This window comes from Colwellia sp. SU-HH01172, from assembly GCF_057553355.1.
In genome coordinates, this window is record NZ_BAAJMB010000001.1 from 987426 (window position 1) to 1003552 (window position 16127).

Sequence of the window (16127 nt, forward strand, 5' to 3'; positions counted from 1 at the left end):
TATTTTTACTAACGCAACTTCAATGTTGCTAAACCAATCAAAACTAGCACCAATGAAATGATCCAAAAACGGACAATCACTCTTGGCTCCGGCCAGCCTTTCAATTCGTAATGATGATGTATCGGTGCCATACGAAAAATTCGTTGGCCACGTAACTTGTACGAACCCACTTGTAAAATAACCGACAGGGTTTCCATCACAAAAACTCCGCCCATAATGAAAAGCACCAACTCTTGGCGAACAAGTACCGCAATTACGCCTAATGCCGCCCCTAATGCCAATGATCCAACATCACCCATAAATACTTGTGCTGGATATGTGTTAAACCATAGGAAACCAAGTCCAGCACCAACAATAGCGGTACACACCACCACTAACTCACTGGCTAGAGCAATATGTGGAATGTGTAAGTAATCAGAAAAAACGGCATTACCTGTCATATAAGCAAATACAGCAAAAGCACCAGCAACCATAATGGTTGGTACTATCGCCAAACCATCTAAACCATCGGTAAGGTTCACGGCATTACTGGTACCCACGATGACAAAATACACTAAGCCGATATATAGCAAGCCTAACTGCGGTAAAACATTTTTAATAAATGGAATTAGCAAGGTAGTTTCTTCAGGGCTTTGGGAAAACTGATATAAAAATATCGCTGTTGCTAAGCCTGCAACCGTTTGCCAAAAATATTTCCAACGAGCAATTAAGCCATTTGAGTCTTTGCGAATAACTTTACGATAATCATCAACAAAGCCTATCAAACCGAAACTCACGACGACAAATAGCACCACCCAAACATAGGTATTACTTAAGTCCGCCCACAGCAGCACACTAGTAACAATAGAAGCGAGAATTAATATTCCGCCCATGGTTGGCGTGCCTGACTTTGATAAATGACTTTCTGGACCATCATCACGCACCGTTTGACCAATTTGCATTCTTTGCAATGCACGGATCAACTTAGGGCCAAAATACAATGATATTGCCAACGCGGTTAAAGTCGAAACAATGGCCCGAAAAGTTAAATATGAAAATACGTTGAAAAATGAAAAGTACTGAGTGAGATACTCACCTAACCAAAGTAACATTATGCTTGCTCCTGCGTAGTTTGGCTGCTTTGCCAATTAATAATATCAGCCACTACGTATTCCATATGAGCACTGCGCGAACCTTTAACTAAAATGGTAATTTGTTGAGCTTCACCTTGAAGCAATTCTGTTAATCGGGACAATAATTTCTCTCTAATACTAAAATGTTGAGCAGGTGTATCTTTACCGTGATAAAAAGCATCAGAGGTACTTTGACTTAACACGCCTAGCGTTAATAAATCATCAATACCTTGAGCTTTCGCATGCTCACCAACTTCTTGATGGTAACGACGAGCGTCACTACCCAACTCGCCCATATCGCCCAAAATCAACACACGTCTGCCCGGGTAACTGGCAAGTAAATCTGAGGCAGCATTAATCGATTCAACATTTGCGTTGTAAGTGTCATCAATTAGTTTGGTATTGTTATTTAGTTGATGTAAATTCAAGCGCCCTTTTACTGGTGCCATTTCCGCTAAACCTAAACGGATATCATCTAAACTGGCGCCAAACTCTAACGCGATAGTGGCGGCAGCAACGGCATTACAAACATTATGATGGCCAGGCACTGTTAGTTCGATGTATGTACTGCCTTTATTCGTTGCTAGCTTAAAGCTGGCACAGCCATTATCATCTAAAACTTCTTCGTGACTGTAACAGTCTGCCGAACCTTGCGATGAAAAGCGTCGTACTTGTTTATCCGCTAAACGCCATTGCCATTTATGCGCCCATTGGCTGTCTTGATTATAAACCGCAACACCACCAGCAATTAAACCTTGAAAAATTTCACCCTTTGCCCGTGCCACACCGCATAAATCACCGAACCCTTCAAGGTGAGCAGCGGCAATATTATTGATTATGGCAACATCAGGCTTCACTAGTGCTGAAGTGTAAGCAATTTCACCAATATGGTTAGCCCCCAATTCCACCACAGCAAAATCATGCTTGTGCTCTAAACGCAATAAGGTGAGTGGCACACCAATGTCATTATTGAAGTTACCTTGAGTTGCTAACACATTGCCTAAACGCCCCAAAATAGCAGCAACCATTTCTTTTACGGTTGTTTTACCGCTACTGCCGGTAATGGCAACAGTTTTTGGTGCTACTTTACTTTTCACATACGCGCCAATTTGACCTAAGGCTTTATGGCTGTCTTCAACGAGGATCTGCGCAATACCAAGGTCATCCGTTAATTGCTGAACAATAACAGCACTGCAACCAAGTTGACTCGCCTGCTTAACAAATTTGTGGCCATCGAAGTTTGGCCCTTTCAACGCTAAAAAGACATCGCCAGCGTTCAAGGCACGACTGTCGGTACTAATCGCATTGATGGTTTGATCTTTACCAACTAACTGACCATTGCTTGCTTGAGCAAGTTCATTTAACGTTAATGGGATCATAACCTTTCCTCTTTCTTAGCAGAATGAGTCGCTGAACTTGAACGAGATGGAGCGTAAAAGGAACCCACAACCGCGCGTTCATCGTAATGATGTTTTTTATTACCGAAAATAATGTAATCTTCATGGCCTTTACCGGCACACAGCACTAGGTCATTAGTGCCAGCTTGTGTTAATGCTGTCAGCACCGCTTGCTCTCTGTCTAATATTTTTTGCGTATTATCCGTGGTTGATAAACCCGCTAAAATTGCTTGTGCAATTGCCTCGGGGTTTTCTGTACGGGGGTTATCGTTGGTAATAATTATTTGATCAGCTTTACGTTCAGCAATCTCAGCCATTAGCGCACGTTTTCCGGTATCGCGATCACCACCACAGCCAAAAACGACCCAAAGTTTACCGTGACAATGTAACCGACAAGCATCAAGTGCACTCGACAAAGCATCAGGTGTATGAGCGTAGTCAACTACAGCCGTTGGTTTACCGGCACTCGCAAATGCCTCCATTCGGCCAATAATGGGTGACAAATTACGGACAGCGTGGGCTACAGTATCAAGCGTAATATTCTCTACAAGCAACACAGCAATGGCCGCCAACAAGTTTTCAACGTTAAAATCACCCAACAGTTGACTGTCAATTTGACATTGCCCTTGCTCAGTACATAACTCAAAACTGACACCATCAGCACGATGGCGAATATCTTGAGCTTGTACAAAACGTGAATATTGACCAATATCGCTATTACGTCCGTAAACAATAAAAGGTTGTGTACTTGGCCAGTTTTCCAGCCATATTTTTGCTTGTTGATCATCACCATTTAGCACGGCCACTTGCTCAGCCGCATTTGAAAATATGGCATATTTAGCATCAGCGTAAGCTGACATAGTGTGATGATAATCGAGGTGATCACGGCTTAAATTGGTATAAACCGCAATGTTAAATAGCTCAGCGGTGACTCGTTTTTGCGATAGCGCATGCGAGGAGACTTCCATGGCGACATCAGTTATTGATTGTTCAGCAAATTGCGCGAGTAACTGTTGCAACTGTGTTGCACCTGGGGTGGTGTTTTCAATAGCTTGCAGCTGCGCTAACTTACCCGCGCCTGTGGTGCCAATAACGGTACAATCTCGCTGACATTGATCGAGTAAATTAGCAATGATTTGACTGGTACTGGTTTTGCCATTTGTGCCGGTAATACCAATAATATTTAGTTTTTCTTGCGGCATGCCATAAAATGCTTTCGCGACAGAAAACAATTGCTCATTAAGTTGGTAATAAGAAAGCACAGGAACTGATTGTTCGCCAACACGAGCTAGCCAGTTTAATTGTCCGTGCTCTGTTTTATTAGGCGTTTCTTGCAGCACCATGGCGCAATTTTCTGCGATGCCTTGCTCGATAAACGTTCGACCATCACGCACAGTGCCAATAACCGCGCAGAATACATCTCCAGTTTCTATAGCACGGGTATCATTAACTAAATTAGCGCAAGCTTTACCCGCAAATCTGTGCTGAAACTCAGCGCGATCTTGGGCCGTTAGGGTAATTTTCCCTAGCAATAAAACCGCCTCTATTGCGGCCAATATTGTTGGGCGATTATAAACGCGTAAAGCGTGATCAGACATGGTCACGCTCCTTAAGGGATTTCTCAATTTTAGGCTCTGCTTGCAGTGCGGTAATACTAGCATTTGCATCAGGTGGAACATTCAGTAGCCGCAGTGCCCCTTTCATTATTCGGGAAAATACCGGCGCGGCCACTTCACCGCCATGATAGAGATCCCCTCCGGGATCATCAATCACCACCACCACAGCTATTGCGGGATCAGAAATAGGCGCTACGCCTGCAAACAAGCCAACATAGTCATTACCATAACCGCCAGCAAAAGCTTTAATCGCGGTACCACTTTTACCACCGACACGATAACCATCCACTTTCGCAACGGTATATTGTTCATTCACCACATGTTCCAGCATTTCTACGACATTTTGACTATGCTCAGTGGAAAAAATCCGCTCATGGTCTTCGTTCGCTAGCCCTTGTTGATCTTGTTTTAAAATAGTTAATGGCTTTTTAATGCCACCATTACCTAGCGTGGAGTAAAAGCGCGCTAACTGAATAGGGGTAATGGCCACGCCATGTCCCCATGACAATGTTGCTAGTTCAAACTTTGACCAACGCGATCTATCATGCATCATGCCTGAGCTTTCACCCACTAAACCAGTGCCAGTGTCTTCAGAAAAGCCGGCATCAAAAAACTTATCGATCAAATAATCTTTCGGTACCGATAGTGCAAGTTTTGTTGTACCCATGTTTGATGAGTGCACTAACAATTCAGGTAAGGTAATTTTGCCCAAATATCTAGGATCTGAAACGCGACTGCCACCCAAGCGCATCCAACCCGGATAGGTATCAACAATACTGTCTTTTTCTACACTGCCAAATTCCAATGCCGTCAATACCGTTAACGGTTTCATTGTCGAACCGGGTTCATAAATATCGGTAATCGCCCGATTGCGAAAACGATGAATCGCGACACCTGTTCTATTATTTGGGTTATATGAAGGGCTATTAACTAGCGCCAACACTTCACCGGTATTAACATCAGTGACAACTGCTGAGCCTGACGTAGCCTTGAACGCTTTCACCGCACCTTTTAACTCACTGTAAGCTAACGCTTGAATACGCTGATCAATACTCAGCGTAATATCTTTTGGTTGCGTTGCTTCTTTAACGGAAAGTATTTCAATTTTTCGACCTTTAGCATCCTTACGATATTTTTTTTCGCCGTTTTCACCGGTCAATAATTGGTCGTAAACACGCTCAACGCCCTCAATGCCTTTGTCATCAACATTGGTAAAGCCAACTATGTGTGAGCTTATTTCGCCGGTAGGATAAAAGCGCTTAGATTCCTTACGCAAATGGATACCGGGAATTTTTAACTCTCGAATATAGTTAGCCATAGCAGGCGCAACTTTTCGTTCGATATAAACGAAACGTTTACGCGGATTCTTTGTCACTCTGACTTTTAATTTATTAACGTTTTGACCCAGCACATCAGCCAATGCTTGCCAATGTTTATCCATGCTCAGTGCATTGCTTTCAAAAATAATTTTAGGATCGGCCCAAACCGTTTCCACCGGCACACTTATCGCAAGTTCATGACCATTTCGGTCCACAATAGAGCCTCGTTGCACGGTTTTAGTATTGGTACGCAGCGATCGGTTGTCCCCCTGCTTTTTCAACATATCGGGTTCAATCACTTGGATATATGCTGTACGAGCCATTAGCCCAGCATAAATCAACACAACCGCAGCTAACACAACGTAAAAACGCCATGCTACTGTATTTGGGTTATATTGTGTTGATTTCTTCACTACTCTACTCTTGGTAATAAATCATGGTAATTTAATAACAATTTCCGAACTTGCATCCGGCCGCGCCATATTAAGTTGCTTCTCGGCTCTACTTTCTATCGCACTATGCTCTGCTAAACTATTTTGCTCTAATAACAAGTTACGCCATTCATTTTCCAACGCGTCTCGTTCTGTTAACAACACTTCTATTTTACTGGTTGTTTGTCGGTTTAAATGGGTGAAATAAATCACCGAAAATGCTGAAGCAACAACTAAAAGTAAAATACCGTAAATCAGTAAATGGCGCTGAATGTCGTGCCATATGTCTAGTGCTAACACAACTTTCTTGGTTGTCATTCTATGGCACCATTACTAGCGTGCTAATCTCTCTGCAACTCTTAAAACTGAGCTACGAGAACGCACATTCTCTTCAACTTCATTTTTAGTTGGTTTCAACTTTTTACCGACTAAAGCCAAGCTCTTGCCTTTGTTTAATTCTTCTTCACTGATAGGTAATCCACGTGGCACTTTTTTCGCTTGCGAATGCTTTTTCATAAATTGCTTCACTAAACGGTCTTCAAGCGAATGAAAACTGATCACGGTTAAACGGCCACCTGCTTTTAACACGTTAAGCGATGCAGCTAATGCTTTTTCAATTTGCTCTAGTTCGCTGTTGATATACATACGAATCGCTTGAAAGCTGCGCGTTGCTGGGTGTTTTTTAATTTCTCGCTGTGGCGCGGTTTTCTTAATCAGTTGTGCCAATTGGCCTGTTCTAGTTAACGGGCTCTCTTCACGGCTATCAACAATGGCATTGGCAATTCGCCAAGCGTGCTTTTCTTCACCAAAAGTGCGCAGTACCCAAGTTATATCTTCCACATCCGCGACGGCCAGCCATTGTGCCGCAGTTTGTCCGCTACTGGTATCCATACGCATATCTAGCGGACCATCTTTCATAAAGCTAAAGCCACGCTCAGCTTCATCTAATTGTGGCGATGAAACCCCCAGATCTAGAAGTATGCCGTCAACTCTTTCTAGCAATTGATGTTTTTCAACAATTGCCTGTAAATCCGCAAAGCCAAAATGCTCAATAATGAATCTATCGTCATCGGCATACTTTTCTGCCGCAGCAATTGCCGTAGGATCTCTATCAATAGCGATTAAACGGCCATTTGGCCCTAAATTATCCAAGATTAATCCCGAATGCCCGCCACGACCAAAGGTACAATCGATATAAACACCATCGGGCTTTATCGCCAAACCGGTGATCGACTCTTCAAGCAATACTGAAATATGTGATTTATCTTGTTGCATTAGATTTTGTTAACGCCAATTGGTTTTTATTAATGTCATTCACTGATTTATTACAATGATAAATCGAGTAAGCGCTCAGTCAGTTCAATTTCACCTGACTGAATTTTTGCTATGCCTTGCTGCATTTGAGCTTGCCAAGCACTTTCGCTCCAAATTTCAAATTTTCGCAATTGCCCGACTAGCATTAAGCTTTTTTCAAGTCCTGCGTGTTGACGTAATGGCCCGTTAATTAATAAACGACCACTTTTATCAACTTCACAATCGGAAGCATTACCGAGCAATACTTGCTGCAATAGTCTTTCTTGTGGATTCATACTCGACAAATTACACAGTTTTAACTCTATTTCTTCCCATTCGGGTAGTGGATATAACAATAAACACGGATGTTGAATATCAACCGTACAGACCATTTTTCCTTGGCAATCGGCAATAAGCTCCTCGCGATACCGCGTAGGTATCGTTATTCGATTTTTACTATCGAGCGTTATTGCGCTTGCGCCTCTATACATATTCCGTTTTAGTGTTTTTAGATCTCAGTTGATCCACTATTTCCCACTTTTCCCCACATTGATACAGTTTAGTGAGTAAAGCAAACTTATGTCAAGCAAAGTTTTCGCAAATTGATCACGCTGATCGCCTATAAAATAAAGGCTCGGGAGGAAGTTAATGAATTTGTGGGCTTTTGTGGATCTAATACCCAAATTTGACTGAAAATTTAAAGATTCTTCGTACCATAAGTTATTTATCTGTCACAAATTAGCGACAGTGGCGCAGGATCTTGTCTTTTTGTGGAATTAATCAACAGAATATAAAAGAAATTGCTCGCCTTTCAGCTTGATCGACAATTCCGTACCGACACTAAACAATTGTTGGCTGTAAAAACTCAATTGTAAAAATGACAGCGCTGAGGATTGCTCAAGACTATTTAACATATAATGATAGCCCTGCTCAGTAACACCAATATGTTCAATAATAACATTATTGGCTTGCTCAGAACATAAGGTAATGTTGTTGGGCTTAACTAATAATTGATAACGAGCGCTGCTATGTTCGGCTTGCTCCCTAGTTAACTCATCGAAATTACTAATCGCTTTGTTTGTTAACGAGCCAATATTTGATTTCAGTTTCCAGTCATTTTCAATGGCGATGGCTTCTACCGGCAACCAACTGCCTAATTGCAAAAAGTCTGCCACTTGCCAGCTATTGGGTTGTTGGCAAACTAACGCTGGTGCACCAACTTGTAAGACTTTTCCTTGATGCATCACGGCGATTTTATCGGCAAAAGTGAAGACTTCATCTTTATTGTGAGTGACAAAAATAGCCGTCATATTCAAACGCTTTAACAACTGCCTAATTTCTATCATTAGTTCATGACGCAATCTTGCATCAATATTGGAAAAGGGTTCATCAAGCAATAATAAACTGGGCTGTGGTGCTAACGCACGAGCAATAGCAACGCGTTGCTGTTGTCCACCAGATAGTTGATGAGGATATCGTTCAGCAAGCTCAGTTAATTCAAGTAAGTTCAACAATTCCTGACATCGACTTTGTTGCTCCGACTTTTCAAGCTTCTTAATACCAAAACAAATATTTTCGCCAACAGATAAATGCGGAAATAGCGCATAATCTTGGAAAATCATGCCGATGTTACGTTGCTCTGCTGGTAGCATGCTTTGCTGAGAAATGATGATTGCCGGCTGGCTTTCACGTTGAATAGAGATTTCACCATCCGATTGTTCAATAAAACCCGCTAAGGTATTAAGTAAAGTGGTTTTACCGCAACCGCTAGGGCCAACGAGTCCTAGTATTTCGCCTTTATTCAATGACAATTTAACATCAGATAAAATGGCTTTGTTTTGCAATTCAACTGCTAAATTGTCAATTTTGACCAGTTCGTTCACTTGCTATCCTTTTGGCGATTAAGAAAAATAATGGGTAACAAGCCAAACAGTACAATTAAAATTGCCCCTAACGCGCCTTGCTCTAACCTTTCATCTGAAATAAGTTGGTATATTTGTGTACTTAAGGTTTCAAAGTTAAAGGGCCTCAGTAACAATACCGCAGGTAACTCTTTCATCGCTTCTACAAAAACTAACAACCAAGCGACCAGTATTGATGACCTTAACAAGGGTAGATGTACACGTAATACCATTGGCAACAGTTTAGTGCCTAAACTTGCCGGTGCTAAATCTAACGACTTCGGAATTTGCCCAACACCTGCCGAGATTGTACCATTGGCAATGGCTGAAAACCTGACCACATATGCAAATATAATGGCGAAGACAGTACCTGATAAAATTAAACCCGGTGCTTTAAAGTCAAAATATTTAGCCACATCATTAATGATATGATCTAAAGGCCCAAAGGTCGCAAGCATTGCCATCGCTAGCACTGTGCCCGGAATTGCATAGCCAAAGCCAGAGACATGCAAGGGCATCATACGCCATTTACTATGATGTAAGCGATGAAATAGCGCCAAGAAAAGTGCGATCAAAGTGGCAATAGTTGCACTATAAACAGCAACTTTGATACTGTTCTTACCGGTATCAACTAAACTCAGAAACTGCGAGTAATCGGCATAATCAACGGCCATAACAATCAATAACGCCAAAGGTAGCAAAAAGCCTGCGACAACTAAAGCCCAACAAAACATACTGGCCATAACTTGTTGTGGCATAGAAAGGGTTTTTAACTCTTGCTCGGTATTAGGTCGGCTTGATTGGTGACGCTGCCCTGCCCGAGCTTTTTGTTCTGCCACCACCACAAATAACACTAATAACATCAGCATACTGGCTAACGCATTGGCAGCAGCAAAATCGCCATAACCTAACCAAGTATCATAAATCGCCGTCGTTAAGGTATTCACGGCAAAGTATTGCACGGTGGCAAAGTCAGCCAATGTCTCCATCACCACTAAGGTTAGCGATACGGCAATAGCAGGGCGTGCTAAAGGCAGGGCAATTTGGTAAAAACTTTGTTTTTCTGTACAGCCAAGTAAACGACTTGCCCGTAATAAGTTTCTATCCTGACTTTCAAATGCGGTACGGGTTAACATGTATACGTAAGGAAAAAGCACTAACGCAATAACAACAGCTGCACCGCCTAAGGTTCTTATATCAAAAAAGTAATAATCATTAGGAGTTTGCCAACCAAAACAAGCACGCAAAGCTCTTTGCACAGGCCCAGCATAATCAAATAAATCCGTGTAAAGGTAAGCAACAAGGTAAGCTGGCATTGCCAACGGTAGCATCAGCAGCCACCGTAGTTGCTTGGCCATAACGATATTGGTTTGACTGATTAATGCCGCGGCGGGAACTCCAAAACCTAACGATAATATAGCGACCAATATACCCAGCAATAAGGTATTGCTAATGTATTCAGGCAATACGGTTGACCATAAATGCAAAAACAAATCAGTAGAAGCATTAATGCCAGCAACAATCATCACTAGCACAGGTATCATTAGTGCTAATGCAAAAAACCAGCTAGAAATTTTCCAGCTGGTGCTTTTATTACCTGTGATCACAACAAACTAACTTTTTTCATCTATCAAGCGAGCAAACTATAAATCAAATTTTGCTTTGTCTAATAATGCCAATGCCGCTTTGCGTTGCATCGCAATCGTTTCTAGCGATAGGTTATCTGCTTTGAACTCGCCCCAAGAGGCAACTAACTTAGACGGTTTGACACCCGGGCGTACCGGATATTCCATGTTAGTTTCAGCATACATTTTCTGTGCCGGCTCTGACACCAAGAAATTCATTAACGCTAAAGCATTCACTTTGTTCGGCGCGTATTTTGCCATCCCCATGCCTGAAATATTAACGTGGGCACCGCGATTACTTTGATTAGGGAAATTAATATAAACAGCATCAGCCCAAACTTTTTGCTTCTCATCTTTAAGCATATTGCCAAAGTAATAACTATTACCTAAAGATAAATCACATAATTTTTGATGAATTGCTTGAACCTGTGCGCGGTCACTACCTTGAGGTTTACGGGCTAAATTCGCTTTCACTTGTTTTAACCAAGTTAATGTTTTAGCTTCACCATGTTCAGCGATCATTGATGCGACTAAGGCAACATTGTATGGGTGTTTACCGCTACGTGTACAAATTTTTCCTTGCCACTTTTTATCGGCTAAATCTTCATAGCTAAAGTCTATTTTTCCTAATCGCTTGGCCGAGTAGATGTTACGAACACGAGTTGTTAACGCGTACCAAGTATCATCAGAAGCTTTAAATTGCTTAGGAATAGCTGATGTCATCTCAGCCGATGTAGCGGCTTGGAGCAAACCTTTATCTTGCAATTCAATTAAACGGCTAATATCTGTGGTCAATAAGATATCTGCTGGGCTGTATTCCCCTTCACGAGTTAGTCGTTCAGCCATGCCTTTTTTTGCAAAAACAACATTGACTTTAATACCCGTTTCTTTCGTAAATTTATCGAAAAGCGGTTTAACTAAAAACGGTTGGCGGTACGAGTAAACATTAACTTCTTCACTTGCCGATACATGATAACTTGTCGTGAATAACGCTAGTAAAACAAGAAAAGAAAAACAGATTTTATTTAACATGAAGCCCGCCTAAATAATTCAGAAAATGGAATAATTTGAATAACTAAATTTTCCGCCAGACTAATGAAGATAAATGTGACTGTCAAGGTTTTTGAGAATTATTCTCATTTAACTTTGATTTAAGGCAAATCAACGCATAAATTTAATAAAGCTGCCGCTACTCGCAGCTTCAAATAAATTGTTATTGATATAGTGGTGATTAATCGCCAATAGTCGCAATAGCAGTACCTGGCTCGCTGAATTTAACCCAATTTTTCAACAAAAAATAAGCATCTAAATTCAAACTGATACTAGGTATTGCTTCTACGGTATTACTTTCGATATTTTCTAATGACGTGGCTTGGATAATCATGCCGGCAGCGCCTGCTTGCTTTAGGTTCTCCGCAATAGCATTTACCGAATTATCACTTTGTTGACAAATAACTATTTCGCCATTAAAAGTGCCCTTGGCAAATGGTTCTCGACAATACTTATTCTTTTTGGTGCTAATATCGGTCTGATAATTTTCAGCTAGCACCACTTGTGCAGTCACATTTCCTTGCTTGCTAAGTAAGTGACCAGCAATATTTTTCGGTGGTCTTCTCCAGTTGGGCTCACCTTGAAAGTTGCTAATAAAGGTACGCTCTCCATCCGCAGCATTCTTTTGTAAGATAAGGTGTGGTTGAACACCTATGGTATTTAACTCGAGTGCTTGTAATAGCAGACATGGTGCTAAAAGCACCATCATTATTCCCAGTTGTAACTTTTTCACGTTTTTCACGTTTTTCACCTAGTAAACAGCCGCACGTTAATTATTATTTTTTATTGTTAAACGTGGATGACAATTATTATTTATTTTAATTATTTGTTAATTTCATTTACATATGTAACTAAGATCATTCTGGTACATATTTGCCTGAAAATAAACCTCGAAAACGAATAAACAATAATTAAATTTAAGGTGTTGTTTTAATGACTAAAATTAGAACAAATACGTGGTTACAGGGATTTTTTGAGAAAAAATATACCCTAAATTGATAAGTAATTGACTAAGTATTCATCATTTAGCTTGTAAAAATCGCTTTACCTGCTCAGTTAAGCAGCGATTTGCTATGTAATGTCGCCCTGACTTATGGCTGATCAACCAACCTTTTTCAGTTGCCACTATGCTATCGATATCACAATAATACATTTTGTTGTCGTTATAGAAGGAATGTGTTCGAATATATTCGTCAGTCACTTCGATGGTAACTTCTGCCTTTGCCACCTTACTTAGCATTTGCCGCATCACCCACCAAGGTTTACGATAGTAGGTGCTTACAGCCTCTAAAATACCAAGTGAAAAGATAAACCACGCCGCGTAAGGATTAATGTCGGAGAAAAGCACTAAGCCTGCCCCTATTATCAGCATTACTAACGCTTTTAGGTAAAGTGATGAAAAAGGCTGTGGCACAACAGATTCTTCATAACATTCAGTAAAATGTGACTTATCCAAAATAAAGGTTGATTGATAATTTAACGGCTCTGGTATATTTTGCATAAGAAGTGCTACAACAACATTTTTGATCAATTAAGGTTAGTAGCATTTTACCCATAACCATTGATAAATACTATTGACTCTTTTCAGCTATGTTTAATGTTGCTAACCAAGTACTAAACTCACCGTCTAGTCTTGTGCCCCAACTTTTTATCAACCTTTGGTAAGCTTGCCAATTACCACGACGAATATGCACCAGCATCTCATCAATTAAATCACGATGTTGCTCCATCATAAAACGTACCGCTAAATAGCCCCAGCGGTAAACCCGATCTGAGCCGGTATTTTCATTACTACTGGTATTAAATAATTCACTTAAGGCAAAGCTGTTGTCTTTCGCCAATGCTATAGCTTTAGGGTTATTATCACCCCAGGCCAAATACTCACCTAAACCTTCAGCCCACCAAACAATATGCGGATAAGCTAAGTTTGGCGTGGGACAAAACTCTGGCCCAGCGTGATCGTCATGCAAACCATTACAATAATCGCCATATTTATTAAAACGACCATCTAAATAATGAATATATTCATGCTTTAAATTCCAAATTTTTCCTGAGCGTTCATAAGCAACAAATTCGGCTTGGTTATTGGCTTTATCGGGGTAACCTTCTAAATACATGCCACCATTGTCAGTCGGCATATTAAAATGTGCAGTCGCATATTTTACGAATTCATCGCGGCTGGAATAAATATTAGCTCTCATTTTTACATTGTTGTCATCTGCAACTGGCTTGCCTCTCGTGTTAAAAACTTGATGAAATTTATCCTCTTGAGCAATTAACAACATACAGGCTGAGTCTAATTGCGCTTTATCAAGTGATTGTGAGCGGATCACTATGGTTTCGTTACATTCAGTCGATTGTGTCAACACGTCTGTAACAGCCGCAAGCTCGTCAACTGAATTTTCTCCACCGCCATAGGCCAACAATGAAGTAAAAGTGCTCAAGAGTATTAACTTTTGAACTTTCCTTTGATGGTTTTTAATATTCAACTTATTATCCTTATTAAAATAAATTGCATACAATATAATATATAAAATCATCAATGAAAAGCAACAAAAAAGCCGGACTTGCAATGAATAAAGCAATGTTGTCTAGCAATGCAAATATGGTGCTTAGCAAATCATACTTAATGTTAACGGGAATAAAAGTTACTGATGTTTTTCATCAATAAAATTGGTCGTAGTAGCTGAGGTTTCAAGGTCGTTTGTCAACGCATCTGCTGGCTGCATATCATCGTTGTCTGAACTGGTTTTATTGCGAGAAAGTATTTTTTCAAAATAATGGTTAAGCTTTTGTTTCGCCGCTATGGTCAACTCGCCATTTTGGTGTTGTTCAACCAATAAGGCTTCGACTTTTAAAAACAAATTATCAACATTTTTATCAACCTCACCGCTGGTTTTATTGTTTACGTTACCAGCCTGCTTATTTTGCTCAGCAGCCACTGCATTTGCTTGGTTTGTATCTAGACCCTCAGGAAGATCACCAAATAAATTCAGCCAATGGTCGCTCTGATGACCTAGGTTCATTAAGCGTTGAAAATAGCCATTACCAACATGGTTTCCTTTAATTAAATCAAGCACAGTGCAAATAATTGCCACCGGGCTCAGTAATAAGTCGCGCACGGCATCTAGCATCAATTTAATTTGAAATACAAAGTTTTCACGTATTAATAGCCATTTACGCTTATTGGGCTTACTCATTTAATTTCCTTCTAAATACTTCTTTGTATATTTTGACCATTCACAAGAATATAGCAATGCCGTAGATGAATTTCAGGCAATAAAAAACCGCGATAAACGCGGTTTTTTAAGCAAAATATTAACAAGATTAGCCGTTGATAAAATCAACACCTTCTTGGATATCTGCTTTTAATGTCGCTAACATGTCATTTTTTGCTTGTTGCTCAAATGCACTTAACTCACCGTATGGTAATACTTCCGCAATACCATTAACGCCTAAACGCACAGGATGAGCGAAGTAAGGTGCATCGCCGCCTTCAACTTCTACGTATGCGTAATCTACAACGTCTTCACCTTGTAAACCTTTAACTAAAGATAAACAAAAACGAGCAGCAGCTGCCCCCATTGATAGTGTTGCAGAGCCGCCGCCAGCTTTAGCATTTACTACTTCAGTACCAGCATTTTGAATGCGTGGCGTTAATGCTGCAACTTCTTCATCAGAGAATGTCGCACCTTCAACTTGTGAAAGAAGTGGTAAAATTGTGGTACCTGAATGGCCACCAATCACTGGAATTTTAACATCGTTTACATCCATGCCTTTTAATTCGGCGATAAATGCTTCACTACGGATAACATCAAGCGTTGTTACACCAAACACACGGTTTTTGTCGTAAGTACCGGCTTTCTTAAATACTTCAGCAACAATTGGTACCGTGCCGTTTACTGGGTTAGTAATAATACCCACTAACGCTTTCGGACAATTTGCAACTATGCCTTCTGCTAGCGTTTTGATAATACCCGCATTAACAGCGAATAAGTCAGCACGATCCATACCTGGTTTACGTGGCATGCCCGCTGGGATAATTACAATATCAGCACCTGAAAGCGCAGCAGCTAAATCATCAGCACCAAAACCTGCAACTTTAACGGCAGTAGGGATGTGTGATAAATCAACAGCAACACCCGGAACAACTGGTGCAACGTCATATAAAGATAATTCAGAACCGGCAGGTAATTGAGTTTTTAATAGTAAAGATAACGCTTGGCCGATACCACCAGCAGCGCCTAGCACAGCAACTTTCATTTGATGTCTCCGAAATTTGAGTAATTACGTAATATTTTGTTGGCCAAAAGATATAGTATAAGTGGCCAAAAAACAATGATTATTCATCTGTATTGGCTTATAAGGATAACGTATAATGGA

At 40.6% G+C, this 16127-nt stretch carries 15 protein-coding genes; all 15 read right to left on the bottom strand.

From position 1 onward, the window contains the following. Positions 1–8: 8 nt before the first annotated feature. The 15 genes from mraY to mdh all read right to left on the bottom strand — a co-directional run bounded on the left by mraY (position 9) and on the right by mdh (position 16007). A complete protein-coding gene (gene mraY / locus AC27JP_RS04350; protein ID WP_487112416.1) occupies positions 9–1091 on the bottom strand; it encodes a phospho-N-acetylmuramoyl-pentapeptide-transferase in 1083 nt (360 codons plus the stop codon). Further along, positions 1091–2491, bottom strand: a complete 1401-nt coding sequence (locus tag AC27JP_RS04355; protein WP_487112418.1) for a UDP-N-acetylmuramoyl-tripeptide--D-alanyl-D-alanine ligase — start codon at positions 2489–2491, stop codon at positions 1091–1093. The genes mraY and AC27JP_RS04355 overlap by 1 nt, the downstream gene beginning before the upstream one ends. Then, positions 2488–4107 (bottom strand): UDP-N-acetylmuramoyl-L-alanyl-D-glutamate--2,6-diaminopimelate ligase, encoded by a 1620-nt coding sequence (locus AC27JP_RS04360; RefSeq protein WP_487112420.1) that lies wholly within the window; start codon positions 4105–4107, stop codon positions 2488–2490. The genes AC27JP_RS04355 and AC27JP_RS04360 overlap by 4 nt, the downstream gene beginning before the upstream one ends. Beyond that, complete coding sequence (locus tag AC27JP_RS04365) at positions 4100–5857, bottom strand: peptidoglycan D,D-transpeptidase FtsI family protein (RefSeq protein WP_487112422.1); 1758 nt, start codon at positions 5855–5857, stop codon at positions 4100–4102. Before AC27JP_RS04365 ends, AC27JP_RS04360 begins: the two co-directional genes overlap by 8 nt. A 21-nt stretch (positions 5858–5878) precedes the next feature. Next, the gene (gene ftsL / locus AC27JP_RS04370) at positions 5879–6193 is read right to left on the bottom strand and encodes a cell division protein FtsL (protein WP_487112424.1); all 315 of its coding nucleotides are present in this window, start codon (positions 6191–6193) and stop codon (positions 5879–5881) included. Positions 6194–6208: 15 nt separating this feature from the next. Further along, on the bottom strand, positions 6209–7150 hold the full coding sequence (gene rsmH / locus AC27JP_RS04375; protein ID WP_487112426.1) for a 16S rRNA (cytosine(1402)-N(4))-methyltransferase RsmH: 942 nt from the start codon (positions 7148–7150) through the stop codon (positions 6209–6211). Positions 7151–7200: 50 nt separating this feature from the next. After that, positions 7201–7659, bottom strand: coding sequence for a division/cell wall cluster transcriptional repressor MraZ (gene mraZ / locus AC27JP_RS04380; protein ID WP_487112428.1), 459 nt, complete (start codon positions 7657–7659; stop codon positions 7201–7203). Positions 7660–7944: 285 nt separating this feature from the next. Further along, entirely contained in the window at positions 7945–9051 is a 1107-nt protein-coding gene (locus AC27JP_RS04385; protein ID WP_487112430.1) for an ABC transporter ATP-binding protein, read from the bottom strand. Then, the gene (locus tag AC27JP_RS04390) at positions 9048–10676 is read right to left on the bottom strand and encodes an ABC transporter permease (RefSeq protein ID WP_487112432.1); all 1629 of its coding nucleotides are present in this window, start codon (positions 10674–10676) and stop codon (positions 9048–9050) included. Before AC27JP_RS04390 ends, AC27JP_RS04385 begins: the two co-directional genes overlap by 4 nt. Positions 10677–10712: 36 nt before the next feature. Continuing rightward, positions 10713–11726 (bottom strand): Fe(3+) ABC transporter substrate-binding protein, encoded by a 1014-nt coding sequence (locus AC27JP_RS04395; RefSeq protein ID WP_487112434.1) that lies wholly within the window; start codon positions 11724–11726, stop codon positions 10713–10715. 199 nt (positions 11727–11925) lie between these two features. Beyond that, positions 11926–12486 carry a PA domain-containing protein gene (locus AC27JP_RS04400; protein WP_487112436.1) on the bottom strand — a complete coding sequence of 187 codons (561 nt, stop codon included), beginning with the start codon at positions 12484–12486 and terminating at the stop codon, positions 11926–11928. A gap of 279 nt (positions 12487–12765) precedes the next feature. After that, the gene (locus AC27JP_RS04405; protein WP_487112438.1) at positions 12766–13245 is read right to left on the bottom strand and encodes a YcxB family protein; all 480 of its coding nucleotides are present in this window, start codon (positions 13243–13245) and stop codon (positions 12766–12768) included. A gap of 70 nt (positions 13246–13315) precedes the next feature. Beyond that, the gene (locus AC27JP_RS04410; RefSeq protein WP_487112440.1) at positions 13316–14188 is read right to left on the bottom strand and encodes a collagenase; all 873 of its coding nucleotides are present in this window, start codon (positions 14186–14188) and stop codon (positions 13316–13318) included. A 204-nt stretch (positions 14189–14392) separates the two neighbouring features. Further along, positions 14393–14944, bottom strand: coding sequence for a hypothetical protein (locus tag AC27JP_RS04415; RefSeq protein WP_487112442.1), 552 nt, complete (start codon positions 14942–14944; stop codon positions 14393–14395). Positions 14945–15071: 127 nt separating this feature from the next. Then, on the bottom strand, positions 15072–16007 hold the full coding sequence (gene mdh / locus AC27JP_RS04420; protein ID WP_487112444.1) for a malate dehydrogenase: 936 nt from the start codon (positions 16005–16007) through the stop codon (positions 15072–15074). Positions 16008–16127: the final 120 nt, after the last annotated feature.